The sequence below is a fragment of the Pseudomonas sp. NPDC087803 genome (genome assembly GCF_044742995.1).
Taxonomy (GTDB): Bacteria; Pseudomonadota; Gammaproteobacteria; order Pseudomonadales; family Pseudomonadaceae; genus Aquipseudomonas.
In genome coordinates, this window is record NZ_JBIUVO010000026.1 from 19,082 (window position 1) to 43,844 (window position 24,763).

20 protein-coding genes are annotated in these 24,763 nt (G+C 55.5%); 8 read left to right on the top strand and 12 right to left on the bottom strand.

The window, feature by feature from the left end:
* Positions 1 to 24: 24 nt before the first annotated feature.
* The 4 genes from kdpC to kdpF all read right to left on the bottom strand — a co-directional run bounded on the left by kdpC (position 25) and on the right by kdpF (position 4,626).
* Positions 25 to 570 (bottom strand): potassium-transporting ATPase subunit KdpC, encoded by a 546-nt coding sequence (gene kdpC / locus ACIOUG_RS15045; protein WP_401066650.1) that lies wholly within the window; start codon positions 568 to 570, stop codon positions 25 to 27.
* A 195-nt stretch (positions 571 to 765) separates the two neighbouring features.
* Positions 766 to 2,823, bottom strand: a complete 2,058-nt coding sequence (kdpB, locus tag ACIOUG_RS15050; RefSeq protein WP_401066652.1) for a potassium-transporting ATPase subunit KdpB — start codon at positions 2,821 to 2,823, stop codon at positions 766 to 768.
* A gap of 10 nt (positions 2,824 to 2,833) precedes the next feature.
* Positions 2,834 to 4,528 carry a potassium-transporting ATPase subunit KdpA gene (kdpA, locus tag ACIOUG_RS15055; RefSeq protein WP_401066653.1) on the bottom strand — a complete coding sequence of 565 codons (1,695 nt, stop codon included), beginning with the start codon at positions 4,526 to 4,528 and terminating at the stop codon, positions 2,834 to 2,836.
* 8 nt (positions 4,529 to 4,536) lie between these two features.
* Positions 4,537 to 4,626, bottom strand: a complete 90-nt coding sequence (gene kdpF, locus ACIOUG_RS15060; RefSeq protein ID WP_007963673.1) for a K(+)-transporting ATPase subunit F — start codon at positions 4,624 to 4,626, stop codon at positions 4,537 to 4,539.
* A gap of 416 nt (positions 4,627 to 5,042) precedes the next feature.
* On the opposite strand from kdpF, the gene eat reads away from it, so the two are divergent.
* From eat to ACIOUG_RS15075, 3 genes are all read left to right on the top strand, one after another.
* Positions 5,043 to 6,407 carry an ethanolamine permease gene (eat, locus tag ACIOUG_RS15065; protein WP_401066654.1) on the top strand — a complete coding sequence of 455 codons (1,365 nt, stop codon included), beginning with the start codon at positions 5,043 to 5,045 and terminating at the stop codon, positions 6,405 to 6,407.
* Positions 6,408 to 6,628: 221 nt separating this feature from the next.
* Positions 6,629 to 6,796, top strand: a complete 168-nt coding sequence (locus tag ACIOUG_RS15070; RefSeq protein ID WP_003226857.1) for a DUF2897 family protein — start codon at positions 6,629 to 6,631, stop codon at positions 6,794 to 6,796.
* A 136-nt stretch (positions 6,797 to 6,932) separates the two neighbouring features.
* Positions 6,933 to 7,490 (top strand): TetR/AcrR family transcriptional regulator, encoded by a 558-nt coding sequence (locus tag ACIOUG_RS15075; protein ID WP_401066656.1) that lies wholly within the window; start codon positions 6,933 to 6,935, stop codon positions 7,488 to 7,490.
* On the opposite strand, the gene fabF is transcribed toward ACIOUG_RS15075, so the two are convergent.
* The 6 genes from fabF to ACIOUG_RS15105 all read right to left on the bottom strand — a co-directional run bounded on the left by fabF (position 7,487) and on the right by ACIOUG_RS15105 (position 15,330).
* On the bottom strand, positions 7,487 to 8,761 hold the full coding sequence (fabF, locus tag ACIOUG_RS15080) for a beta-ketoacyl-ACP synthase II (RefSeq protein ID WP_401066657.1): 1,275 nt from the start codon (positions 8,759 to 8,761) through the stop codon (positions 7,487 to 7,489). The genes ACIOUG_RS15075 and fabF overlap by 4 nt on opposite strands.
* A 17-nt stretch (positions 8,762 to 8,778) precedes the next feature.
* Positions 8,779 to 9,576: an SDR family NAD(P)-dependent oxidoreductase gene (locus ACIOUG_RS15085; RefSeq protein ID WP_401066658.1), complete on the bottom strand. Its 798-nt coding sequence runs from the start codon at positions 9,574 to 9,576 to the stop codon at positions 8,779 to 8,781.
* 209 nt (positions 9,577 to 9,785) lie between these two features.
* The gene (locus ACIOUG_RS15090) at positions 9,786 to 10,121 is read right to left on the bottom strand and encodes a ComEA family DNA-binding protein (RefSeq protein ID WP_401066660.1); all 336 of its coding nucleotides are present in this window, start codon (positions 10,119 to 10,121) and stop codon (positions 9,786 to 9,788) included.
* Between the two features lie 110 nt (positions 10,122 to 10,231).
* Positions 10,232 to 12,226, bottom strand: a complete 1,995-nt coding sequence (locus tag ACIOUG_RS15095) for a polysaccharide biosynthesis protein (RefSeq protein WP_401066662.1) — start codon at positions 12,224 to 12,226, stop codon at positions 10,232 to 10,234.
* An 86-nt stretch (positions 12,227 to 12,312) separates the two neighbouring features.
* A complete protein-coding gene (locus ACIOUG_RS15100; protein ID WP_401066663.1) occupies positions 12,313 to 13,341 on the bottom strand; it encodes a glycosyltransferase family 4 protein in 1,029 nt (342 codons plus the stop codon).
* 96 nt (positions 13,342 to 13,437) lie between these two features.
* The gene (locus ACIOUG_RS15105) at positions 13,438 to 15,330 is read right to left on the bottom strand and encodes a hypothetical protein (protein ID WP_401066664.1); all 1,893 of its coding nucleotides are present in this window, start codon (positions 15,328 to 15,330) and stop codon (positions 13,438 to 13,440) included.
* 447 nt (positions 15,331 to 15,777) lie between these two features.
* Here ACIOUG_RS15105 and ACIOUG_RS15110 point away from each other — a divergent pair, with 447 nt between their 5' ends.
* From ACIOUG_RS15110 to ACIOUG_RS15130, 5 genes are all read left to right on the top strand, one after another.
* Positions 15,778 to 16,785, top strand: coding sequence for a glycosyltransferase family 2 protein (locus tag ACIOUG_RS15110; protein ID WP_401066665.1), 1,008 nt, complete (start codon positions 15,778 to 15,780; stop codon positions 16,783 to 16,785).
* A 154-nt stretch (positions 16,786 to 16,939) separates the two neighbouring features.
* Positions 16,940 to 19,024, top strand: a complete 2,085-nt coding sequence (locus tag ACIOUG_RS15115; protein WP_401066666.1) for a hypothetical protein — start codon at positions 16,940 to 16,942, stop codon at positions 19,022 to 19,024.
* A gap of 387 nt (positions 19,025 to 19,411) precedes the next feature.
* The gene (locus ACIOUG_RS15120) at positions 19,412 to 19,810 is read left to right on the top strand and encodes a GtrA family protein (RefSeq protein ID WP_121186553.1); all 399 of its coding nucleotides are present in this window, start codon (positions 19,412 to 19,414) and stop codon (positions 19,808 to 19,810) included.
* A 10-nt stretch (positions 19,811 to 19,820) separates the two neighbouring features.
* Entirely contained in the window at positions 19,821 to 21,104 is a 1,284-nt protein-coding gene (locus ACIOUG_RS15125) for an NAD-dependent epimerase/dehydratase family protein (protein WP_401066668.1), read from the top strand.
* Positions 21,094 to 22,677 carry a GMC oxidoreductase gene (locus ACIOUG_RS15130; protein ID WP_401066670.1) on the top strand — a complete coding sequence of 528 codons (1,584 nt, stop codon included), beginning with the start codon at positions 21,094 to 21,096 and terminating at the stop codon, positions 22,675 to 22,677. The genes ACIOUG_RS15125 and ACIOUG_RS15130 overlap by 11 nt, the downstream gene beginning before the upstream one ends.
* Before the next feature lie 101 nt (positions 22,678 to 22,778).
* Here ACIOUG_RS15130 and ACIOUG_RS15135 read toward each other — a convergent pair whose 3' ends face one another.
* Both ACIOUG_RS15135 and cysC read right to left on the bottom strand, forming a co-directional pair.
* Entirely contained in the window at positions 22,779 to 24,170 is a 1,392-nt protein-coding gene (locus ACIOUG_RS15135; protein WP_401066671.1) for an FAD/NAD(P)-binding protein, read from the bottom strand.
* Positions 24,167 to 24,760, bottom strand: coding sequence for an adenylyl-sulfate kinase (gene cysC, locus ACIOUG_RS15140; protein ID WP_210558234.1), 594 nt, complete (start codon positions 24,758 to 24,760; stop codon positions 24,167 to 24,169). Before cysC ends, ACIOUG_RS15135 begins: the two co-directional genes overlap by 4 nt.
* Positions 24,761 to 24,763: the final 3 nt, after the last annotated feature.

The following is a 24,763-nucleotide window of genomic DNA, read 5'->3' on the forward strand; positions in this document are numbered from 1 at the left end:
TGCCGAAGGCTGCGATCTTTTGATCTACAGTTTTTCCAGCGCCATGTTCAGCTCCAGCACATTCACCACCGGTGGCCCCACCAGCGGCTGTTCGATATGCGCATCGAGCAGTTGCTGCAAGGTCGACACCGGCAGGTTGCGGGCAGCGGCAACACGCGCCAGTTGATAGGCAATTGCCGCCGGTGGCAAGTGCGGATCGAGGCCGCTGCCGGAAGTGGTCAGCAGCGCCAGTGGCACCGGCCCCTGACCGGGCACCTGCAACTTGTTGGCGTCGTCGATCACCCGGGTGGCCAGCGCCGGATTGCTCGGCGCGAGGTTGCTGGCGCTGCTCGACACGGTCGCGAAGGCGCCCGCCGAAGGACGCGGATGGAACCAGGCATCACCGACGAAATCCTGGGCGATCAGCGACGAGCCGCGCACCTTGCCATCGGCGTCGTGCACCAGGCTGCCGTTGGCCTGTTCAGGGAAAGCGACCTGGGCGACGCCGGTCACCACCAGTGGATAGGCCACGCCGGTGATCAGGGTCATCAGCACCAGCAGGCTCAGGGCCGGACGTATCATTGTGGACATTGCAAAATCCTCTTCCAAATTGGCAACGCTGCGCCACCTGTGGCGAGGGAGCTCGCTCCCGCTCGGCTGCGCAGCAGTCGTAAACCATTCAATGCGGTGTGTCTGACGATCCGTGGTGGCCGGGTCGGGCCTGCTTCGCAGCCCAGCGGGAGCAAGCTCCCTCGCCACAAAAAGCGGCGCCCGGCCAGTCAGTCGTTACACCAGATGCAGCGCCGTCAGCAGCATGTCGATCGCCTTGATCCCCACGAACGGCACCAGAATCCCGCCCAGTCCGTAGATCAGCAGATTGCGCCGCAGCAACGCCGCGGCACTCGCCGCCTGCACCCGCACGCCACGCAATGCCAGCGGAATCAGCACCACGATGATCAGGGCGTTGAAGACGATGGCCGAGAGGATCGCGCTCTGCGGACTGGCCAAGTGCATGATGTTCAGCACGCCCAGTTGCGGGTAGATCGCGGCGAACAGCGCCGGCAGAATCGCGAAGTATTTGGCTACGTCGTTGGCGATGGAAAACGTCGTCAGCGCGCCACGGGTTACCAGCAATTCCTTGCCGATCTGCACCACGTCCAGCAGCTTGGTCGGGTCGCTGTCGAGATCGACCATGTTCGCTGCTTCGCGTGCGGCTTGCGTGCCGTCGTTCATCGCCATACCGACGTCAGCCTGGGCCAGCGCCGGAGCATCGTTGGCACCGTCGCCGCACATGGCGACGAGACGACCGTCGTTCTGCTCAAGGCGGATGCGCGCGAGTTTCTTCTCCGGGGTGGCTTCGGCCAGTACGTCATCGACGCCCGCTTCTGCCGCGATGGCCGCGGCGGTCAGCGGGTTGTCACCGGTGACCATCACCGTGCGAATCCCCAGTTTGCGCAGCTCGGCGAAACGCTCGCGAATGCCGGGCTTGACCACGTCCTTGAGGTGGATCGCACCGAGCAGTTTGCCCTCGGCGCAAACCAGCAGCGGCGTACCGCCGCTCTGCGCAATCTTGTCGATTTCCCGCGACAACGCCGGGGCCAGATCGGAGCGTTGTTGCCCGAGGAACGCCAGCAGCGAATCGACTGCGCCCTTGCGGTAAACGCGGCCCTGATAGTCGATACCGGACAAGCGGGTTTCCGCGCTGAACGGTACGGCAGTCAACGTATCCAGTGCCGGTTCGGTTTGCGGGTGCAGACCGCGCAGGTACTCGACGATCGATTTGCCCTCGGCGGTTTCGTCCGCCAGCGAGGCAAACAATGCGCCTTCGGCCAACTCGCGACCACTCACGCCCGGCGCGGCATACACCGCGCTGCAACGGCGGTTACCGAAGGTGATGGTGCCGGTCTTGTCCAGCAGCAGCACGTGCACGTCACCGGCCGCTTCCACGGCACGCCCGGATTTGGCAATCACGTTCAGCCGTACCAGTCGATCCATACCGGCGATACCGATGGCGGACAGCAGGCCACCGATGGTGGTCGGGATCAGTGTGACCAGCAGCGCCACCAGAAACACCAGCGGCAGGCTGCCGTTGGCGAAGTGGGCGAACGGTTGCAGGGTCACCACCACCAGCAGGAAGATCAGGGTCAGGCCGATCAGCAGGATATCCAGCGCGACTTCGTTCGGGGTCTTTTGGCGTTTGGCGCCTTCGACCAGTGCGATCATGCGGTCGAGAGTCGATTCACCGGGGTTGGCGGTGATCTTCACCAGCAACCAGTCGGACACCAGGCGCGTGTTGCCGGTGACCGCCGAGCGATCGCCGCCGGACTCGCGAATCACCGGCGCCGATTCACCGGTGATCGCCGCTTCGTTGACTGCGGCGATCCCCTCGATGACTTCGCCGTCACCGGGGATCATTTCCCCGGCTTCGACGCGCACCACGTCACCTTTGCGCAGGCTGGCGGCGGGCACCACCTGGAAGCTGCCATTGGCCAGTTTGCGCCGCGCGCTGAGGCCTTCGCTACCGGCCTTGAGGCTGTCGGCGCGGGCCTTGCCACGACCTTCGGCCAAGGCTTCGGCGAAGTTGGCGAACAGCACCGTGAACCACAGCCACAGGGCAATCTGCGCGGCGACGAAAGTCGGCACGACGTTGTCCGGGATGAAGCACAGCACGGTGGTGAAAATCGCCGTCAGTTCGACCACCAGCATCACTGGCGAACGCACCAACTGGCGCGGGTCGAGCTTGACGAAGGCTTGCACCAGCGCCGGACGCCACAGGGCCGAGATCGCAGTTTTCGCTTGTTCCGGTGCCTTGACGGCAGCGGGTTTGATTGCAGGCATATTCATGATCGATTCCTTAGAAGCCCATGCTCAGGTGTTCAGCAATCGGACCCAGCGCCAGCGTCGGCAAGAACGTCAGGCCGCCCACCAGCAAAATGGTCACGGTCAACAGCGTCACGAACAGCGGGCCGTGGGTCGGGAAGCTGTTCTGGCCGATCGGTGCGGTTTTCTTCATCGCCAGGCTGCCGGCCAGGGCCAGTACCGGCAGGATGTAGCCGAAGCGACCGATCAACATGCCCAGACCGAGCATCAGGTTGTGGAATGGCGTGTTCGCGCTCAGACCACCGAAGGCCGAACCGTTGTTCGCACTGGCCGAGGTATAGGCATAGAGCAACTGGCTGAAACCGTGCGGGCCGGGGTTGCTGATGGTCGCTGCCGGGCCTGGCAGGACCGCCGCGATGGCGCCGAGTACCAGCACACCGATCGGCATCACCAGCAGGGTGACGACCAGCAATTGCACTTCCCGCGCCTGCAGTTTCTTGCCGAGGTATTCCGGGGTGCGGCCAATCATCAGGCCGGCGAGGAACACCGCGATCAACACGTTGAGCAACATGCCGTAGAGCCCGGCACCGACGCCGCCGAAGATCACTTCGCCGACCATCATGTTGACCAGCGCGACCATGCCGCTGAGCGGGTTGAGGCTGTCGTGCATGCCGTTGACCGAACCGTTCGACGCAGCGGTGGTGGTCACCGACCACAGCACAGTGGCGGTGGTGCCAAAACGCGCTTCCTTGCCTTCCAGCGGTGCAGTCTGTTCGACGGCAACATTGTTCAGCGCAGGGTTGGGTTGGTATTCGGCCCACAGCGAAGTCGCGCCGCCGATCAGGAACAGTGCGAGCATGCAGGCGATGATCGCGCGGCTCTGACGCTGGTCTTTGACGTAATGACCGAAGGTGAACACCAGCGCTACCGGAATCAGAATGATCGACGCGAGTTCGAAGAGGTTGCTCCACGCGGTCGGGTTCTCGAACGGATGCGCCGAGTTGACGCCGAAGAAGCCACCGCCGTTGGTACCCAGTTGCTTGATCGCAATCTGACTGGCCGCCGGGCCGAGCGGGATCACCTGATCTACGCCCTGCATGGTTACGGCATTGACGTATTGCGCGAAAGTCTGCGGTACGCCCTGCCACACCAGGTACAGCGCCAGCAGCAGGCACAGCGGCAGCAGGCCGTAAAGGGTGGCGCGGGTCATGTCGACCCAGAAGTTACCCAGAGTCTTGGTCGACTTGCGACCGATCCCACGGCACAACGCAACCAGCACGGCGAGACCGGTAGCGGCGCTGACAAAGTTCTGCACGGTAAGGCCGACCATCTGGCTCAGGTAGCTGAGGGTCGCTTCACCGCTGTAGGACTGCCAGTTGGTGTTGGTCATGAAACTGACCGCGGTGTTGAACGCCTGAGTCCATTCCTGGCCCGGCAGGTTTTGCGGGTTCAGCGGCAGGTGATCCTGAAACAACAGGATCGCGAACAGCAGCAGGAACCCGGCAAGGTTGAACGCCAGCAGCGCCAGCGTGTACTTCTGCCAGCTCTGTTCAGCCTGCGGATCGACCCCGGCAATCCGATAACAGCCGCGCTCGACCGGGCCGAGAACCGGCGTCAGCCAGGTGCGCTGACCTTCCATCACCTTGTAGTAAAAACGCCCGAGGAACGGCGCCGGCAGCAAGACCACCGCAAAAAACGCGAGGATCAGCCAATAGTCATAACTGTGCATAGCCGCTCCTAGTTCCGATCCGCGCGCAACAGCGCAACCAACAGATAAATGAACAGCCCGGCTGCCAACAGCAGGGACACCCCGTCCAGAACGCTCATGGAAGATCTCCGTGTTACGGCGTATTGCCGCGTGTGGAGGCATTGTCGGAAAGGAGGCTGTAAAGGAACGAGACCGAGGGGGTTGGCTGGGCATAAAGAAAGCGTAAAGAGTCGGTTTATGCGTTCGTTACAGGTGGGTTTTGCGTCGTGTTGGCGGGCCCCTTCGCGAGCAAGCCCGCTCCCACAGGAGTAGGCGTTGTTTGGGCGAGCGCATTTCAAAATGTGGGAGCGGGCTTGCTCGCGAAGACGGCAGCACAGACAACATCGCACCCAACTGGCGCACAAAAAACGCTCATCCAGCCGCGAACATCCCCGATACGACAGCTTTCATCACATTACGACCTGACTCACAGCACTGGCACGCCCACTGCACACGCCCTCCCCCGAGCTTTCCAAACCGTTCAGGGAGCATGCGCATGAACACACAACTCAAACCCACGCTGGGCACCTTGCACCTGTGGGGCATCGCCGTCGGGCTGGTGATTTCCGGGGAGTATTTCGGCTGGAGTTACGGCTGGGGCGTAGCCGGTACGCTGGGCTTTCTGGTGACCTCGTTCATGGTCGCGACCATGTACACCTGCTTCATCTTCAGCTTCACCGAACTGACCACCGCGATTCCGCATGCGGGTGGGCCGTTCGCTTACAGCCGTCGCGCGTTCGGCGAGAAAGGTGGGCTGATCGCCGGGCTGGCCACGCTGATCGAATTCGTCTTCGCCCCGCCGGCAATCGCCCTGGCGATTGGCGCTTATCTGAATGTGCAGTTTCCGGCGCTAGACCCGAAACACGCAGCGGTCGGCGCATATATCGTCTTTATGGGTTTGAACATTCTTGGTGTGAAACTGGCCGCGACGTTCGAGCTGATTGTCTGCGTGCTGGCGGTGATCGAATTGCTGGTGTTCATGGGCGTGGTCGCGCCCGCCTTCAGCTTCAGCAGTTTTGCCCTGAATGGCTGGGCCGGTTCCGATGTGTTCGGTGCGCCGGCGATTGCCGGGATGTTCGCCGCGATTCCGTTTGCGATCTGGTTTTTCCTCGCCATCGAAGGCGCGGCGATGGCCGCCGAAGAGGCCAAGGATCCCAAGCGCACGATCCCCAAGGCCTACATCAGCGGGATCCTGACCCTGGTGTTGCTGGCGATGGGCGTGATGTTCTTCGCCGGCGGCGTCGGTGACTGGCGCACCCTGGCGAACATCAATGACCCGCTGCCGCAGGCGATGAAGACCGTGGTCGGCGACAACTCCGGCTGGCTGCACATGCTGGTGTGGATCGGCCTGTTCGGTCTGGTGGCGAGTTTCCACGGGATCATCCTTGGCTACTCGCGGCAGTTCTTCGCCCTCGCCCGCGCCGGTTACCTGCCGGCCTCGCTGGCGAAACTCTCGCGCTTTCAGACCCCGCACCGGGCGATCATTGCCGGCGGTATCATCGGCATTGCCGCCATCTACAGCGACGGCCTGATCAACCTTGGTGGCATGACGCTGACGGCGGCGATGATCACCATGGCGGTGTTCGGCGCGATCGTGATGTACATCATGAGCATGCTCAGCCTGTTCAAACTGCGCAAATCCGAACCGAATCTCGAACGTACTTTCCGCGCGCCGTGCTACCCGCTGATTCCGCTGATCGCACTGGTGCTGGCGGTGGTGTGCCTGATCGCCATGGCCTGGTTCAACGCCCTGATCGGCCTGATTTTCCTCGGCTTCATGGCAGTCGGCTTCGGCTACTTCCTGCTCACCGGTCAACTGCGCGCTGACGCCCCGGCCGATGCGATGCTCACCGGCCGGTAAACCCCTCATGTAGGAGCTGCCGAAGGCTGCGATCTTCTGATCTTGTTTTTGAAAAAGCAAAGTCAAAAGATCGCAGCCTTCGGCAGCTCCTACCGGAATTAGGGTGCGGCGGGGATATCGGGCCTAGAATGGAACCACTGCGAAGTCATTTCGCTCATAAGTGGTATGCAGCGTCGCTGGCGAAACCCTCGCCCGCCGAGCTGCCATTAAGGAGAGCCGTTATGCCCTGGTATGCCTGGTTGATTCTGGTCGTTGCAATCGGCTCGATCGTTGGCGGATTGATGATGCTGCGCGACACTGCCAACAAGGTTGAACTCACCGATGAAGAACGCAAACGCGTTGCGCAGCGCAACGCCGAAGCGGACATCAAGGACGCGCAGGATCGCTAAATGAAAAACCCCGCCAGAATCGGCGGGGTTTGTTTTTTATGGCTTTGGACTTATCCGCACCCTTTTTAGAAGTAGAAGTACAGTCACCATTCAATTTTCCTTGGTTAAGATGGTGGCCTTGTCGCGGAGAGTCGAAATGCGTTACTCGCAGGATCACAAAGCCCAGACCCATCAGCGCATCATCAAGGAAGCTTCGGCACGATTTCGCCAGGACGGTATCGGCGCGACCGGTTTGCAGCCATTGATGAAAGCACTCGGGCTGACCCATGGCGGGTTCTATTCACATTTCAAGTCCAAGGACGATCTGGTGGAAAAAGCCCTGCAGGAGGCTGGCGCGCAGCTGGATGCGCATTGCGCCATGCTGTTCTCCGAGGAACGCCCGCTGGAGGCGTTCATCGACAGCTACCTCTCCGAATGGCACTACAGCTCTGCGCACGAAGGCTGCCCGTTACCGACCATGTCCTCGGAAATGGGTCTGCGCGGTCAGCCCAGCCCGACCACCGACGCGGTGCTCAACAGCCGACTGGAACAAGTGCAAAACACCCTGGAAGGCCCATCCGCCGCTGATCGCAGCATTGTCATCATGGCCACACTGGTTGGCGCACTGGTGCTCGCCCGCAGCGTCGAAAATCCGCAGTTGGCCCAACGGATTCTCGACGTCACACGTGACGCCCTGAAGCAAGATCAGGACTAGCCTTCCCAGCGTTTGAACAGCACGCTGGCATTCACCCCGCCAAAACCGAAACCATTGGACAGCGCATATTCGATCGGCATCGACCGCGCCTGACCGTGAACGACGTCCACGCCCTCGCTCGCCGGATCGGGATTGTCGAAGTTGAGCGTTGGCGGCACCACCTGATCGCGGATGGCCAGTAACGTGAAGATCGCCTCCAGCCCGCCGGCAGCGCCGAGCAAATGCCCGGTAGCGGACTTGGTGGAGGTGACGGCGATTTTGTTCTGCTCGCCAAACACACTTTTGATCGCCGCCAACTCACCCAGATCGCCGACCGGGGTGGAGGTGGCATGTGCGTTGAGATGTTGCACTTGACCCGGGGCGATACCAGCCTGAGCCAGCGCCAACTGCATCGCCCGTCGTGCACCACTGCCGTCCTCCGGACCGGCGGTGAGATGATAGGCGTCGGCACTGGTGCCATAACCCACCAACTCGACCAATGGCTGTGCACCACGTGTCAGCGCATGCTCAAGCGACTCGATCACCAGCAAACCCGCGCCCTCACCCATCACAAAGCCATCGCGTCCGCTGTCAAAGGGCCGCGAAGCACGCTCGGGAGTGTCGTTATAACCACTGGACAACGCTCGCGCCGCGGCAAAACCGGCCAGGCTGACCCGATCAATGCAGGCTTCCGCTCCACCGCAAACCGCGATATCCGCTTCACCAGCACGAATCATCCGTGCAGCATCGCCGATCGCCTGGACCCCGGCAGCACAAGCAGTCACCGGCGCACCCAACGGGCCTTTCAAAGCATGCTGGATCGACACATGCCCGGCCGCCAGATTGACCAGAAACGATGGGATGGTGAACGGCGACAGACGTCGCGGGCCACGACTGTCCGTGGTGCGCACGGCGTCGGCTATTGCACCGAACCCGCCAACACCGGAGCCGATGATCGTTGCGGTGCGCTCCTGATCCCTGGCCTCGGACGGCTGCCATTCGGCCTGCGCCAACGCCTGCCGCGCCGCTTCCATGGCGAACAGGATGAAGCGGTCCATCTTCTTCTGCTCTTTGGGTGGCGTGGCAAGGTCCGGATCGAAACCGGCCTCGACGTCCTCTGCCGCCGTTGGCACCATCCCGGCAACCCGGGTCGGCAGATCTGCACTCACCGCGTCCGGCAAATTGCGCAAGCCGGAGCGCCCGTCCAGCAAGCGCTGCCAGACAACCTCGACGTCACTGCCCAAAGGAGAAACCAGGCCCATACCGGTGACAACAATTCGACGCTGACTCATACCGCAGTTACCTCTGATCAATTTTTGTAGCGTTCAGCCGCCGAACTGCGCGACAGATTTGGTGCCATGACATGCCGCGCTCGCACGAATGCCTGCCATTCACCTTCGTCCGGTAGCGACGGGATGGTGATCAACTCACCCTGATCCAGACCGGCCAGCGCCGCGTCGACCATCTCGCCGGCTTCCATCACCATCTCCGCCGGTATGCCACTGGCGTCGATGCCGGAACGCTCCCAGATTTCGGTGCGGGTAACGCCAGGCAACACCGCTTGCACCTTGACGCCGGTGCCTTCGAGCTCGGCGTTGAGCGATTGAGTCAGGCTCAACACATAGGCTTTACTCGCACTGTAGGTCGCGTTGAAACGCTCCGGAAACAGCGCCACCACCGAGGCGATGTTGATGATCGTGCCGCGTCCGGCCTTGGCGAAACTGGCGGCTGCTGCTGAGGCCAGCAACGTAACGGCGGTGACGTTCAACTGAATCAGACGTTCCAGTTGCTCGGCGTCGGAATTTGCCAGCAAGCCATCGGCTGCAACCCCTGCGTTATTCACCAACAGGCTGATGCTCGAATCACTGCGCAGGCGTTGCTGGAGTTTCAGCACATCGTCCTTTTGCGTCAGGTCGGCTTTGAGCACTTCGACCTTTACACCGTGGGCCTCGCGCAACTGATTCGCAGCGCTTTCCAGACGTTGCTGATCACGGGCGACCAACAGCAAATCAAAACCTCGCGCTGCCAGCCGCTGCGCGTAGATGGCACCGATACCTGATGATGCGCCGGTGACGACGGCCGTACCTTGAGACTGGACTGAACTCATGAGAGCGCTCCTGAAATACTTTGGGATTGGCCCTCAGCGTTGTATGCATGAAGGCGGCGGAAATTATTATAGGCATAATCTCACAGCCATATGATACCCATAATTTTCAGCTCACCGACAGACGCAACGCAGCTCCCTTTGGCGAATCTCTGACATCAGAAAACGGAAAGGCCGGTCAATGACCGGCCCCTTGGCGTTTAATTATCAGCTTAGTTCACTTCCAGCTTGTCGCGGTTGCGATCCAGAATCGCCTTGCCGATGCCCTTCACTTCCAGCAACTCATCCACCGAGGCAAACGGCCCATTAGCGTCACGGTACGCAACAATCGCTTTGGCTTTCGCTTCACCGACTCCGGCCAATTGCTTCTGCAGAGTAGCGGCATCGGCACCATTGAGATCGACCTTTTCACTCGGGGATGCCGTCACCGCTTCCGTCACCATCGCTGCCTTTTCCGCTTGAGGGGCAACGGCAGGTGCGGCGATTGCAGCGATTGAGGCGCTGGTTAGCAAGGCAAAAACCAGAGAGTAGAAAAAACCGTTACGCATAATTGACGCTCCATCATCGTTTGAGAAAGCAGCTTTTCCGAAGCTGCTCTCCAAACTTAGGCGATGGTTGGCGGGTGTCAAAAATGTGTCTATTACAGGATGTGAAACAATCAGGGTTCGAGACGGCGTTGCTGATAGATCCAGTCGACGATTTCGCCGTCGGGGGTGTAACCGCTGACAGTTTCTCGCAGCAACTGACGCACTCGTGAGTAATCATCCTTTTCGACCGCGACGAGCAATTCGTGCAGGCGAGCCTTGAGTACATCCCAGGAAAGGTGATCCTCGTTGGCGGTCATGATCATCGGGTGGGACGTGGCTGCTACGTTGTCGCCGATCAACAGCTCCTCGTAGAGCTTTTCACCTGGCCGCAAGCCAGTGAATTCGATGGAAATATCGCCCTGCGGGTTGCGCTCGGATCGAATGCTCAAGCCAGACAGGTGGATCATTTTTTCCGCCAGCTCGACAATTTTGACCGGTTCGCCCATGTCCAGCACGAAGACATCGCCCCCCTGCCCCATGGATCCGGCCTGTATCACCAGTTGCGCGGCTTCCGGGATCGTCATGAAGTAGCGAGTGATCTTGGGATGGGTGACCGTCAGTGGGCCGCCTGATTTGATCTGGCTGTGAAACAGCGGGATCACCGAACCCGACGACCCCAGCACATTGCCGAAACGCACCATGGTGAACCGGGTCTTATTGACTCGGGACACGTTTGATTTATCACCAAACAATACCGGCGCAATCTCACGGCTCAAGGCCTGCAACGTCAACTCGGCCAACCGCTTGGTGCTGCCCATGACGTTCGTGGGCCGCACCGCTTTGTCGGTGGAGATCAGGACAAAGTTCGCAACACCCGACTGTAGGGCCGCCTGAGCAGTATTGAGCGTACCGATTACATTGTTCAGCACGCCCTCGGCTATGTTGTGCTCGACCATAGGCACGTGTTTGTACGCCGCGGCATGGTAAACCGTGTCGACTTTCCAGGTTTTCATCACATCCAGCAGTTTGTCCTGATGGCGGATTGATCCAAGTATCGGCAACAGCCGTACTGAGACCGATTCCCTGTTACCGCGCTGCTCGAGCTCCGAAAGAATGCTGTAGAGATTGAACTCGCTATGTTCGAAAAGAATAAGTGTGGTCGGACCCAGGGCAAAAATCTGCCGACACAACTCCGAGCCAATGGACCCACCAGCGCCGGTCACCATCACTACGCGGCCGTTGATACACCGGGCCAGCAGGTCAGGTTGTGCCGGAACCGAGTCACGCCCCAGCAAATCGGCAATATCGACCTCCTGGATGTCTTCCACCCGGACCCGTCCGCTGGCCAGATCAGTAAAGTTGGGAACACTGCGAACATGCAGCGGAAACCCTTCGAGCAGATTGAGAATTTCCCGGCGACGAGCCCGGGTTGACGATGGTAGTGCCAACAGAATTTCCTGAGCACCAGTGACATCGATCATTTCTTGAATGTGCTTGGGTTTATATACCTGAAGACCGGATATCGCGCGATCGGCAATACTGGCATCGTCATCGATAAAAGCGACCGGGCGCATGACACGTCCCATACGCAATGCAGCGACCAACTGATTCCCGGCGACACCGGCACCGTAGATGGCGACCTTGGTAAGGCTGTCGTCCCTGCTCGTGAAGGGGACGTGCTGGACGGCTGTGAACCAATCGCCCATGAAATATTGGCGCATGCACAGGCGCAAGCCACCGATGATAACCAGGCTCAACCACCAATAGTTGAAAATGATGGAGCGCGGCACAACACTTTCATGATTGCTATACCAGTAAACCACCAAGGCGAGAATCAACGAGGACAGACTTACAGCCTTTCCGATTGCAATCAACGCGTCATTGCCAAAATAACGCATGACCGCTCGATACATTCCGAAACGTATGAAGAGCGGAATGGCAACGATGGGAGCACTGATGAACAGCCAAAAATGCACTTTCAGTGGGTTGTACATATCGTCGATACCAAGCCTGACGATAAACGCAAGCCAGAGCGAGACCCAGACTAGAAAAACGTCCGTGGCAACCTGTATCAATCGCTTTTGCCGGCGTGGCAAACCTAACAAAAAGGCGCGAATTTTATCCATAAACCTCAACCGATCAGAACAGTTTGACCGCGTAGTCCCAACTCATTGTACGAAATAATCCGGAGCCGACGGACATTTTCCTTGATTCAACGCTTAACGGTTGCCTCCTCCGGTTTCCCCGCGTGGAATGTTAGAGCAAGCACCAGAAGCGGTGTGTACGCCACAATCAGCGCCAGCATGCCGTCCATTCCGAATGCGATGACGCAAAATGCGATGGGAAACAGCCAAAAGATATTGATGGCGGCCACCCCTAACGTTACCGGCAAATGGCTGCCATAACGCCGAGAAGCATACTGATAGGCATGACTTCTGTGAGCCTGGTACACCTTGGCCCCCTGCAAAAGACGTCGCAACAGGGTGAAGGTTGCATCAACGATGAAAACACCCAGCAAAATCAGCCAAACCCACAGCAAGTCTGGATTGACCCAAGCAGCTTGAAGCGACAAAACCCCGAGAATAACGCCCAAAAACCCACTGCCTGAGTCGCCCATGAATATCTTTGCAGGAGGAAAATTCCAAAACAGGAAACCCAAGACCGCCATCAGCAACAAAACCGGGCCCCAGATCAACGTCCCATGACCGCTTATCCAGTAAAGGATGCTTACGCCAGCGCATACGCAAACAGCCTCAACACTGGCTATGCCATCAATGCCGTCCATGAAGTTGTACAGATTTAATATCCACACCAGATAAAGCACGGCAAGAGCACTGCCGATCCAGCTCAAATCAACCAATGAGCCAAGCAAATTCAATGGCGCAAGTCCGCCTATCCAGACAACCCCCCAGATCGCGGCGATGAAATGTCCGAGCAGACGCCAGCGAGCCGCGATGTGACCGTGGTCATCCATAAATCCGATGACAGCCGCGAGCAGACCGCAGCCAACAGCGCCGAGAAAAAAAGAAGTAGCGATCCATCCGCCAGACCAAAGACAGACAAGTGAAATCAAAAAGGTGACAACGATAGATACACCGCCCCCTCTGGGAGTGGGGACCGTATGTGAACTACGGTCGTTCGGGATATCGATCATGTTGCGCGTCAGCGCGTATCGACGCAGCACCGCAGTCAACCCGAAAGAAAGACCGAAAACCAGAGGCAAGATCCACCAAAAAACCATTGATACGTCACTCCATTTTTTCAGCTAACCCGGTAAAAACCCGTGCATGTGAATAAGCCTCGCGCATGTTGCCGGCCTATAGCCACTTCAGCGGTGCTATTTACTCATGTCGTACTTTTTGACTTCGATGGAATTCACGTGGATCTCGCCGCCGCGGAACCCGGTCGGAACAACAAGAAGCTCAGTGACATCATCATCTACGTAGATAACCTGTTTCGTTTCCAGAAAATTGGTAGGAAACCGCCCGTAAACATGATTTTCGGAGAAATCCTTAACTTTTGGAGACTTCCAGTAAACAGTCATGAAGTCATAGTAAAAACCGCCACTTATCTTCAGAACGACTTTCGAAACTATGCGTTCACCGTCAGAAACAGTCGCTTGCGGAACAGAAAGACTTATAACAGGAGGAGCGTCCACGTCATTGACATATACACCCTCAACGATTTTCGTGGCATTACCTACGGGTAGCGCGTTGACATCAAACTTATAGGAACCGACCTCGCGCTCGGCGGTTGCCTGAGAAGGCGTTACTCCCATATACCGCGCCAGTCGATAGGTCGACATTTCCTTGTGTATATTCCACGCAAAAAGATACGTGCTGTACACAACCACAATGGAAAGCAGGATGGCGGAAAACAAAAAGCTCGTGCGAACCACTCTATTCCAGCCAGCATAGTTTGGTTTTATCACGTCCAAGGCATTCACTCGGGCTTGCGAACTGAATCGCTCAACCAGGTAGCTCAACAACACGCCAAATATGATAAATACGAATGGTAGCGCCGGGTATGCGTATCGTGGCAACCCGTGAAAAGGCGCATTCATAAAGGTAATCGCGAGAGGCACTGCCGCCACAAAAAGTACTCGGGGTTCAGCCTTGCGCGCCAGAAACGGTATGACCACCAATGTTGGAATAATCAAAAGATGCTGCAACAGCAACCACGGACGCAGCAGCGTCTGAGCGTGTACAAGCCGCTCATCCCAGACATCGCCCCACATTTGCTGGGTATAGCCGAATACGCGCCAGTTCCAATATGTCAAAGGGGCGGGCGTACTGTTGGCTGCAATAACGTCAGTCAGATGACGATTGACGGTTGCGCCCATATCAAGAAAATATGGGACGGCCCCCCAGATCATCGGGCCTATGCCGGTTTCCGGGAGTAAAAGAATTCGACCGAACTCGAGGTAATTGTGTAGCCAATAGGGCGCCATCCCCAAGACCACGCCCAGCACAAATACACCGGATTGCCAGCAACATTCCTTGAGAACACCTCGCCCGTAAAGAATGAAAAAGACTATCGCCAGTAATGCGAACGGCAATGCCTGTGCTCGAACATGAACTGCGCAAGCCAGCACGAGCGCCGCAAGCAACGCGAGCCGGGCGGACCCTGTGCGCAGAGAGCTTATGAAGGCTGAAACAAAACCAAGCATGAAAAAAACAAACAAATGCTCTGTTAACAGTCGGTCGTTATTATACAAAAACCCCGGATATACAGCCGACAGCAATAGAGACAACAACACCAACAGTCTATGGACCTTCAACTGACTTAGAATCACAGCGATGAGAATCAGTGAAAATATGCTGAGAAGCACCTGCGCAACGATAATATTCTGAAAACTTTCGCCCGCAAATTTATAGACAAGAGCAAGGAACACAGGATATCCCGGCGACAGTCCTGTCACTGCTACAGATCGAGAAAAATCGCCATTGGTGATGTAGGGTTCCCTGACCATATAGCCATATTCAATAATGCTTTTGGCAGCATTATGATAGGTATATTCATCACCAGGAACAGGTGCTCGGTCCAGATCCGTGTAGGCAAGTCTAAAGTAAGCTCCAATCGCTAAAACCAACACCAATGCAACAAAATAAAAGTAATCTTGCCAGTGGACCCGGTTAAGCCGCACCACCGATAACTTATTTTTGCTTTCTAAAGCCGCAGAGGCTGCCTGAGCAGATGGTAGTACCGTTGACATGAAAAACTCTTCCATTATGAGTGCCGCTTTTAGTACGACTTCCGAAACATTTCTAATCGACGAAAAATGTGAACTTGCGCCATCAAAGGAAATACGGCCTCTCCCCGATCTCCTGAAAAGAATCAGCGCATCGTTTGGCTTGCCCCTTGACATTCCCTACTGGCGAGGCTACCCCCCCCCTCAACACGTGAGCAACTGCCACCACCCACGAGCCCTCGGAGCCCACACGTCTTGCAATCGCCGATTATGCTTGATTTTTTTTCGTGTGCATAAGGCAATCCCGACGTTTAGTCTGTAAAATGCGCCCCAAACAGGCTAGACCAAGCGCCAGCACGCAGGTTTTTCCAATATACAGTGGAAAATTCGGCAGATAGAAGCGCGGAGTTAAATTAATTTATCATGAACGGAAGCTATTAACTAAATTCAGTTTTTTGCTTTCAAACAAGACTGGGCGATCATCGGATGAGCACTGAAAAAAAAATTGCTGTAGTAATACCTAGTTTTCGGGTACGCAGTCATGTTCTCAACGTCATCAATAAAATCGGACCTGAAGTTGAAAAAATCTACGTTATTGATGATTGCTGCCCGGAACAATCGGGCGATTTCGTAGAGCAAAACTGCAAGGACGAACGCGTCAAAGTATTACGACACATCGAAAACCAGGGTGTGGGCGGCGCAGTAATGACCGGGTACCAGGCCGCGATCGACGACGGTATGGATGTCATTGTAAAAGTTGATGGGGACGATCAGATGGAACCCCATCTGATCCCCAACTTCACCGCCCCTATTCTGGCCGGCGAAGCAGACTACACCAAGGGTAACCGTTTCTTTGACCTCGAAGAAATCACGGCCATGCCGAAGCTCAGACTGTTCGGCAACTCCGTACTGTCATTGATGACAAAACTCTCATCTGGCTATTGGGACCTGTTTGATCCGACTAACGGATTTACGGCTATTCACCGCGACGTAGCCAAACATCTGCCTTTTAAAAAAATCAGCCGCCGCTACTTCTTTGAAACAGATATTCTTTTCCGCCTGAACACGCTTCGCGCGGTGGTGGCAGATATTCCGATGGATGCTAAATATGGCGATGAAGTCAGCAACCTGAAGATCTCCAAAATTATTGGCGAATTCCTTGCCAAGCACACTCGTAACTTTTTCAAAAGAATTTTCTACAACTACTATCTACGCGACATGTCGATTGCCTCGTTCGAGTTACCCCTAGGCATACTGCTGTTCCTGTTCGGCACTATTTATGGCGGATATAGCTGGATACACGGGCTATCGACCGGCATCGCGACCACCTCAGGCACAGTGATGCTGGCCTCGCTCCCCATCATTCTGGGGACGCAACTTATATTGGCGTTTGTCGCCTATGACATTTCGGCACTGCCCACCAAGGTGTTACACAAAAAGATGGCGCAGTTCAAAATAATGAAAAAAGAAGCCAGCAGCGTACAAGCAGAATAAACTCAGGCGCTACTCATTAAGCCTTTCAAAGGCTTAGTGAGTAGCGTAGATATAGATATTGGACGATATATCGAGCCACGTCGAGACCACGGACCGCCAAAGCAATACATGGACCTGCGCTCAAACGGCTCACTATTAAAAAGGCATTATAGACATGCTGCAAACTGATAGAAACAAGTGGTGGCTGGCCCTGGCCGCACTTTCCTGCATAGCTTTGATTTGGGTTGCGCTTGGACTTTACCAAAGCCACTTTATATCCGCGCTGCGCATTCTTGGAGACTACTCGACTCAAAGTATCATTGGCGTTTCCAAAGAGGGACGCGGAGACGAGTGGTCTACCTACCTGCCGATTCTAAAGCAGGCATACCTTGAGGGCTTTCCGGATAAATCGTCGCTCGTACCTTACTACGAAAACCTTGAATGGGTCATTTCCATTCCAAAGTTCAACGCATCGCTGTTTTTCCTGCCTAACCATCTTGCATTCTGGGTCCTGCCAGGAGCCAATGCACTTGCCTTGCAAGGCGCTTACTACAACTTTATCTTTCTATTTTCCATCTGCTGGCTTTTGAAAAACCTGGGAGTCAAGCCTGGCATCGCCATTTCCGTAAGTTTGATGATACTGTTCAGTCAAATGTACCAGGTTTGGTGGACAAGTAACTTCCCCGCCCTCGGCGCAAGCATTTTGCCTTTTGCGGTATTTGCCAGCAGGCTTCGCCCGCTCATTAAGTTTCCGCTTTTCTTCTGGGCAGTCGGACACGTCATTTTTGGGCAAATCTACCCACCGTTCTATGTCTCGCTCGCAGCAGCACTTCTTCCGATCCTGCTGGCTGCACGGCCGGACCTCATCAACAAGAAACAGATTTTCTGGTCGCTGATCGCCGCCGCGGCCGCCATTGCGTTTTTCATGTATATGCGATGGGACTACGTAAAAGACGTTTCAGCCACTTCTTATCCCGGGGTAAGGGTAAGTACCGGGGGCAATGTTCAACCAGAACTCTTGCTCTCGGCGATATTTCCCAGCATTCCCGTCGGCCCTGGCGGTCCGGGAGTGGATCCGGTACATGAGTTCAGTCTCATCGGCACCATTCTGCCGCTGATTTTTCTGTCCTTGCTGCCATTCATCAAATGGGACAAATTCAGTAGAAATCTGACCGCTGCCACGGCAGTGATGCTGGTCATCATGAGCGTCTTCATGCTCATTGGATTCCCAAGACTCCTGTCGAAGATTTCCCTGTTCTATCTGGTGCCCGGACGGCGCATGCTGCTTGGATTCTCCATGCTGATTGTTCTTTACTGCACAGTGATGATCTCTCATCAATGGCAGCAGATAAGAATCAGCGCTGTGGTTTTCGCATGTCTGGTGTTTTCGGCGATTTCCTACGCTTTCGGCGTACGGCATGATATCGAAACCGAATTTTATCTGATCAATTGGCTGTGGCTCATACCCACCTTGCTGGCTGTTTTGGCAATTCCGGCCTGGCTGTTCTTCAAGGATGAAAAAAGAGCGCGCAATGTATTTATCAACCTGTTCTTTATCGGAATGGTGTGCTTCCAGTTCCTGACTTACGGCTCATTCAACCCAATCATGAATGCGGGTGACATTCTCAGGCCAGTCGATAACCAACTTACGCGAGATGTGCGCAAGCTTGTTGAGCTTAGCGATGGAAAAGGTGCTTCCGTGATTGGCAACTACGGACACTTGCTCAGGGGCGAGGGTTTGGCGGTTTATAACGCCATTCATTTGGTTAACGTCAACAGATCGATCTACACAAAACTATTTGACATTACTCAAGACGAATCCGATGCACTCTTCAATCAGTTCCGCGGAATCTCGTTTGACAATATCGGCACTGCCAATACAACCGGCGCGACAGTCATATTCCCGGGAAATGTAGGCGCGGTAGCGTTTGCTCACAGCGTCATTAACTCGAGCAATGCCAGTAACTCACTGATCAGCAACATTCAAACCGGTGTCATCGGCAAATCCGACAAAGGCTTTGAGCTGTTCTGGAACAGCAGACTGTCGCAGCCCGTTCCTGTGGACGCTAAACTGACGATATCGCTTCCTTGCGGCACAGGTAATTCGTGGATGACCCGCTACCCGCTGATGGCTGGTGGAGAGGAACTGGTAGATGCCGCATTGCGAGGCATTTCTGGCAGAATCGAGGTTGAGGCGCAAACTGTCGAGCAAGCACAGGAGTGCTTGAAGCAGCTCACGGTCTCCTTGCCGCAGAAATAGGGTCTACGCAACTACCGTCTTCCGGGTGAGGCCAGCCCGACCACCGGTGAAGACACGGTTATCTGCTGACCCGTTCAAAAAGTGCTCGCATCGGAAGATGCGAGCATTTTTTTGCGCCAGGCAACGAACTCTGGATGCCCTTCTCAGCCACGCCCTTCCCCCGTGACGCTATCATCGAGGCGCACCCCGGCGGCTTTCCTGAGCTCGTGCAACCAGAAGTTTCTGATCGGCTACCCAAGCAGCAAATAGTATGTGCGATAATCAATGCGGGCTTCGCCCGGTGAGCTGCCTCCTTGCCGATAACCCTGATCACAGAGCCGTTTGGCTGTTTAAACATCCAGCCCTACAGTCTCCATCACCGCGTATCTTTATAAGGAAGAACAAGGTTTGATACTTGCAAAATACATAGGCGTACAATTTTTAGCGTACGCCTTGGACATGGGATTCTTCTTCCTTTTTGTTTATTTATTGGGTGGACGGCATGTTGAGGCGAATGTTCTTAGCAAGCTGTTTTCCGGCATTGTCTCCTTCTTCTTACATCGTCACTTCACATTTAAGTCGACACAGCTCAGCCCAAGAACTCAGGCAATCAGATATTTCTCATTGCTGGGTCTGAACATCCCCATTTCCGCAGGCCTGTTCAGCCTTACCCTCCAGTTCATAGCCCCACCGGCACTGGCCAAATTTGTATCTGATGCCGCCTGCACTGTACTTTCCTATTGGATCAGTAAAGTGGCAATCTTCCATAACAATCCATCAATCAATAAAAAGTCTACCGACACGTAAGGCTCGCCTGATGAAAATCTTAATTACCGGCGCCTCTGGTTATATAGGTGAACGCTTGGCTGCTCTGGCTTATAAAGAGGGCCACGAGATCTATGCCGCGAGCCGCAAGCAGACTCAATCCAATTATAAATGGCTTCCTTTCGACCTCAGTGCTCCCGTGCTTGATATTCCCGAAGGCACTCGCGCGTTGGTGCACCTGGCGGCGGATACAAGCCACAACAAAAACACATCGGCTGACGTCGAAATCGAAGCTACCAAGGCTTTGATCCTCGAAGCGCAGCGCAGCAACTCCAAGCTGATATTCATCTCCAGCCAGACGGCCTCTCCAGATGCTCCGACCTCTTACGGTCGAACAAAATGGCATATTGAACAAGATGTCATTGCTGCCGGCGGTGTGGTCATACGCCCCGGCCAAGTCTACGGTGGTAGCGAGCGCGGCTTGTTCGGTACGTTGTCCTCTCTGGTTCGTCGCTTCCCGGCAGTCCCGATGTTACTTCCAGCGCCGTTGATTCAACCGATTCACGTCGACGACCTTGCAGCCGCCATATTGACGGTCGCCAAATCGAATGATCTTAAAGGCGAGGTACTCTCTTTAGGAGCAAAAACCCCCGTCTCTTTTGGAAAGTTTCTGCTGTACATAGCGAATTACAAACTGTATCAGTCGCGCCTTCCAATCCCCATTCCAGTAGCCCTGTTCAGTCTTGCCAGCTCGATTCTCGGAAAGAAAAAAACCGCACAAATGGGCCTGGATCGACTGTTTTCCTTGCTGAAACTGAAACCGATGTCGACAGAAGACTCACTGGAACGCGTTGGCCTGACATTGCGACCAATGGCGTACGGGATGCATCGCTCTGGCAATGGCCGCCGCCGTTACCTGCTAGTGGAAGGTAAGACCCTCCTGACTTATGTGTTGAAGGTGAAGCCCGAGCCTGGCTTGCTGAAACGCTACCTGCAGGCCATTGAGACGCTTGGCGACGGGCACGCCGTCGTGAACTCAAGATTACTTAACACGTTCCCAGGTGCCGTTTCCCTGGTCGACAACCACGCCTTCCTTCGCCACGAATTCGGCAAAGAGCTGTCATGGCGCTTGCAGATTGCGACCAATCTGGCCGAGGCGAGCCCTCAGGGTGCCAACGTTTTTCTGGGACTGCGGAATTCCCGCGGTTTTTCCCGTACTTTCGTTGCACTTGGATTAACAGTTATCAAGGAAGTTAGCTGGAGACTGCTGGCAGTTTTTATCAATCCCTTGATCTTGAAACGTCAGTTAGAAAGGAAGATCGCGCGTGACGCCTGATTTTGATGTCATCATCGTTGGAAGTGGCCCCGCGGGAACCTCGGCAGCTTACCCGCTGGTACAGGCAGGACTGAAAGTGCTCATGCTGGATGCCGCATCGGGTGTTCGCTCGCCTGAAGTACCGAAAGGTAACTACCTGGATAATCGTGCAAACGAATCAAGGCAATGGGAGTGGATGATTGGCCGCTCGTTCCATGCCCTGAGCAACATGGATGCAGTGTCACCAAAACTCAAAACCCCGACCCATGAGCAGACTTTCAAGAAATTCAATGAGTCCAATGGACTGATCACTGAGAACTTCATCTCCGTCGGCTCACTTGCAACGGGCGGACTTTCCAATGCCTGGGGTTGCGGTGTCGCACGCTTTCCAAAAGAAGATTTTGCCGACCTGAACATCGATTACTCGGATTTCGAAAAGTCCTACGCCATCGTCGCGCGGCGAATGGGCATAAGCGGAAACACCGCAGATGATCTATCTGATTATTTTGGTGTGGATGAATGGGCTCAGGCGCCCATTGCAATGGATCAGCTTCATGACAGGCTACTCACCAAATACAACAAACTGCCGACCGCGTCACGCCTGCCTGAATTTCGGATGGGGCGCTCGAGAGTTGCTGCTCTGAGCCAGGACCAGGGAGACCGAAAGGCATGCGACCTTTCCGGAAACTGCCTGTGGGGATGCCACAACAACGCACTCTATTCGGCACATCAGGAAATACCGACGCTGAAGGTGTATCCCGGCTTTACTCATATATCTGGAGTGCTGGTGGACAGTATCAGCAAGAATGCTGATGGCTGGACAGTTTCCAGTTCCAATAGTGAGAAAACATTTTCTGCCAAACGACTACTGCTCGCCGCAGGGACACTCACTTCCACCCGGCTTGCACTGGAATGTCTGAAACATACTGCCCCGGTTTCATTGCAAGCGTCGCCCACTGCAGCCTTTCTGCTGTGGCTACCCAAAATGCTCGGAACACCGCGTACGCAAACTCTCGGTCTGGGACAGCTATCCTTTTCACTTGATCTGGAGCCAGGAGTTACCGCGTTTGGCTCGACTTTCAGCACAACAGGTTTGCCAATTTCCGAGTTTGTCGTCCGAACGCCGCTCAGCAAGCGATACAGCATCGAATTGATGTCTAACTTGCTGAGTTCATGTGTTGTAGGGAACGTATTCTTGCCCGGGCACCTGTCCGAACACACCGCAACGCTGATGCCCGATGGCAAGCTGAAAATCAAGGGCGCCGAGCATGCAGATACCGGCGCGCTGATGAAAAAAACCGAAACTCTTCTGCGCAAAGCCTATTGGAAACTGGGCGCGGTTTTAATGCCGATGAGCTTCACCGTCGGAAAACCAGGGGCGGATATTCACTATTCCGCCACGCTCCCAATGAGTTCTACCTCAAAGCCTGGCACGACCAACAAGATTGGCGAAGTAAATGGACTTGCGGGATTACACGTCGTCGACGGTGCAGTGTTACCTAAGCTGACTGAGAAGTCTCACACGCTCACCATCATGGCGAACGCCGACCGCATTGCGCGAGCAATCGTTTGCGAAATGCAATCCAATATCTGAAGTATCAAGGTATCGGCAGGCTCTGCACGACTTCGGGGAGTTACGTTTTCAGCGTAATATTCCCATTAAGTCTGCCTTACAGAGCCTGCACTTCGTTCAACTCATTGCGAGTCGACCGATAGACTCATCTGCCGGGCCAGACGTACGGCCAATGTCTTGGCGCATTGCCGTAGCTCTGGCACCGCAGTGGCTTCCCACAAGTCAGCTTTCAACATGGGACCTACGTAATTCAACCATGGCACTGCTCGACCATTGAAGTCATTCACTTCACAGTGTTGACTGAGGTTCAAGCCTAACCCCAAAGCGTCAGGCTGGATAAGACCGTCAGCTCTCAGTTGACTAATCAGGGTGTCATTCACCCGCGACAAGTTTGTATTGGGCCCAGTGCAATTAATCACTCGAGCAACATCGATGGTGGTCAACTTGCGCCCGTCTCGCAACTCTACACCGACCGTCAGACCGCTGGTATTTGCCGCTACCGTTCTGATACGCCCAGCCATCGAACGTACCTGACCTAACTTCAAGGCCTCCTCGAATCGCAGATAGGCTGCCGGCGCCACCCGATGGCGATGAACATCCCAATAAGGTTGAGCATGTCGCAAAAATCTCCGACGCTCGACGTCTGGTAAACGCGTCCATAGTTTCGCCGTAATGGAACGCATGACAGCTAACAAATCCCGCCAATCGAAGCCTTGCGATTTGGCAAGATTGATTTCATGCCGCATCACGCGCATATATCCGCGTACAGACGGGGCTTCCTCAAGAAGCCTTTGTGAGATAACGGAGGGTACTTCATGTGACGGACGTTGCTGGCGATGAGGCAGAGGCCGCAGCCCGCGCCGCGAAATCATATAGATCGGACCACGATGACCTTGCTGAAGCAGGCCCAATGAAACATCCAGTGCAGTAAGCCCAGCGCCTACCAACAGCACCGGACTCTCTAAATCGTGCGGTAGCATCTCAGCACCAGACCATGGGTCCGACTGATAGCGCTCACCCAAATATGAGCCAAACCCCGGAGGGTCCAATGGAGAAAAGTTACCAAAAGCCAATACCACCTGATCGGCATGTATTTGTTGGCCACTCCTCAACTCGAGCACAGCGCCGGCGCCTTCCGGGCGAAGACTTTGCACCTCCGAAATTATCCGTTCAAGCCTTACATCGGGGCGCGCCTGCTTCTCGGCCTCATCCAGAACGGATGTCAGGTAATCTCCATAGATCTTGCGAGGCACGAAGGATGAAGCCACACAATCAGAATCCCGAGCTTGGCAAAAACGTAGAAAATGTTCTGGATCATCAACATAGGCACTCATGTTACCGGCAGGCACATTCAACAGATGCAGTGAGCTGTTGGTTCCATATGCCAATCCTCTGGCCATTGCGCCCGAACGATTGATCAGTACGACTCGAGTATCAGGAGGGCTATGGTGCAGAAATTGCGCCGCCGTCACCGCACCGCTGAAACCCGCCCCAATGATAACGAGCGTTTTCATTGACCGAACCTTTTATCCAGGTACTCCAGCACTCGCGCAATGGATTCGGACAATTCCTCGGTAACAGTATTGATCCGGATATGCGGATCCGTTGGAGCCTCGTAGGCAGAATCGATTCCAGTAAAGTTCTTTATCTGTCCGGCCCTGGCCTTGCCGTACAGTCCTTTCGGATCACGGCGCTCGCACTCCTCCAGGGAAGTGTCGATAAATACTTCGACAAATGCATCATTTCCGATCACCTCGCGCGCCATCGCACGATCACGGTGAAACGGAGAGATAAACGCTGTGATCACGATCAATCCGGCGTCGATGAGCAACTTCGAAACTTCCGCAACACGGCGAATGTTTTCAACTCTATCAGCATCGGTAAAACCAAGATCCTTGCACAAGCCCATGCGCAAGTTGTCGCCATCCAGCAGAAAGGTATGCCGCGCCTTGGCCACCAAGGCTTGCTCCAAGGCATTGGCGATCGTTGACTTGCCCGCCCCGCTCAACCCCGTGAGCCAGATCACTGCCGGTTTTTGCCCTTTCACCTGTGCTCTGGCCGAGGCGCTGATCGACGTGGCGTGAAAAACCAGATCCTTACTCATTCG

Bases quoted from the DNA above. Each gene is read 5' to 3' on its own strand.
- kdpC (WP_401066650.1), bottom strand. From the start codon at position 570: ATGTCCACAATGATACGTCCGGCCCTGAGCCTGCTGGTGCTGATGACC.
- kdpB (WP_401066652.1), bottom strand. From the start codon at position 2,823: ATGAATATGCCTGCAATCAAACCCGCTGCCGTCAAGGCACCGGAACAA.
- kdpA (WP_401066653.1), bottom strand. From the start codon at position 4,528: ATGCACAGTTATGACTATTGGCTGATCCTCGCGTTTTTTGCGGTGGTC.
- kdpF (WP_007963673.1), bottom strand. From the start codon at position 4,626: ATGAGCGTTCTGGACGGGGTGTCCCTGCTGTTGGCAGCCGGGCTGTTC.
- eat (WP_401066654.1), top strand. From the start codon at position 5,043: ATGAACACACAACTCAAACCCACGCTGGGCACCTTGCACCTGTGGGGC.
- ACIOUG_RS15070 (WP_003226857.1), top strand. From the start codon at position 6,629: ATGCCCTGGTATGCCTGGTTGATTCTGGTCGTTGCAATCGGCTCGATC.
- ACIOUG_RS15075 (WP_401066656.1), top strand. From the start codon at position 6,933: ATGCGTTACTCGCAGGATCACAAAGCCCAGACCCATCAGCGCATCATC.
- fabF (WP_401066657.1), bottom strand. From the start codon at position 8,761: ATGAGTCAGCGTCGAATTGTTGTCACCGGTATGGGCCTGGTTTCTCCT.
- ACIOUG_RS15085 (WP_401066658.1), bottom strand. From the start codon at position 9,576: ATGAGTTCAGTCCAGTCTCAAGGTACGGCCGTCGTCACCGGCGCATCA.
- ACIOUG_RS15090 (WP_401066660.1), bottom strand. From the start codon at position 10,121: ATGCGTAACGGTTTTTTCTACTCTCTGGTTTTTGCCTTGCTAACCAGC.
- ACIOUG_RS15095 (WP_401066662.1), bottom strand. From the start codon at position 12,226: ATGGATAAAATTCGCGCCTTTTTGTTAGGTTTGCCACGCCGGCAAAAG.
- ACIOUG_RS15100 (WP_401066663.1), bottom strand. From the start codon at position 13,341: ATGGTTTTTTGGTGGATCTTGCCTCTGGTTTTCGGTCTTTCTTTCGGG.
- ACIOUG_RS15105 (WP_401066664.1), bottom strand. From the start codon at position 15,330: ATGGAAGAGTTTTTCATGTCAACGGTACTACCATCTGCTCAGGCAGCC.
- ACIOUG_RS15110 (WP_401066665.1), top strand. From the start codon at position 15,778: ATGAGCACTGAAAAAAAAATTGCTGTAGTAATACCTAGTTTTCGGGTA.
- ACIOUG_RS15115 (WP_401066666.1), top strand. From the start codon at position 16,940: ATGCTGCAAACTGATAGAAACAAGTGGTGGCTGGCCCTGGCCGCACTT.
- ACIOUG_RS15125 (WP_401066668.1), top strand. From the start codon at position 19,821: ATGAAAATCTTAATTACCGGCGCCTCTGGTTATATAGGTGAACGCTTG.
- ACIOUG_RS15135 (WP_401066671.1), bottom strand. From the start codon at position 24,170: ATGAAAACGCTCGTTATCATTGGGGCGGGTTTCAGCGGTGCGGTGACG.
- cysC (WP_210558234.1), bottom strand. From the start codon at position 24,760: ATGAGTAAGGATCTGGTTTTTCACGCCACGTCGATCAGCGCCTCGGCC.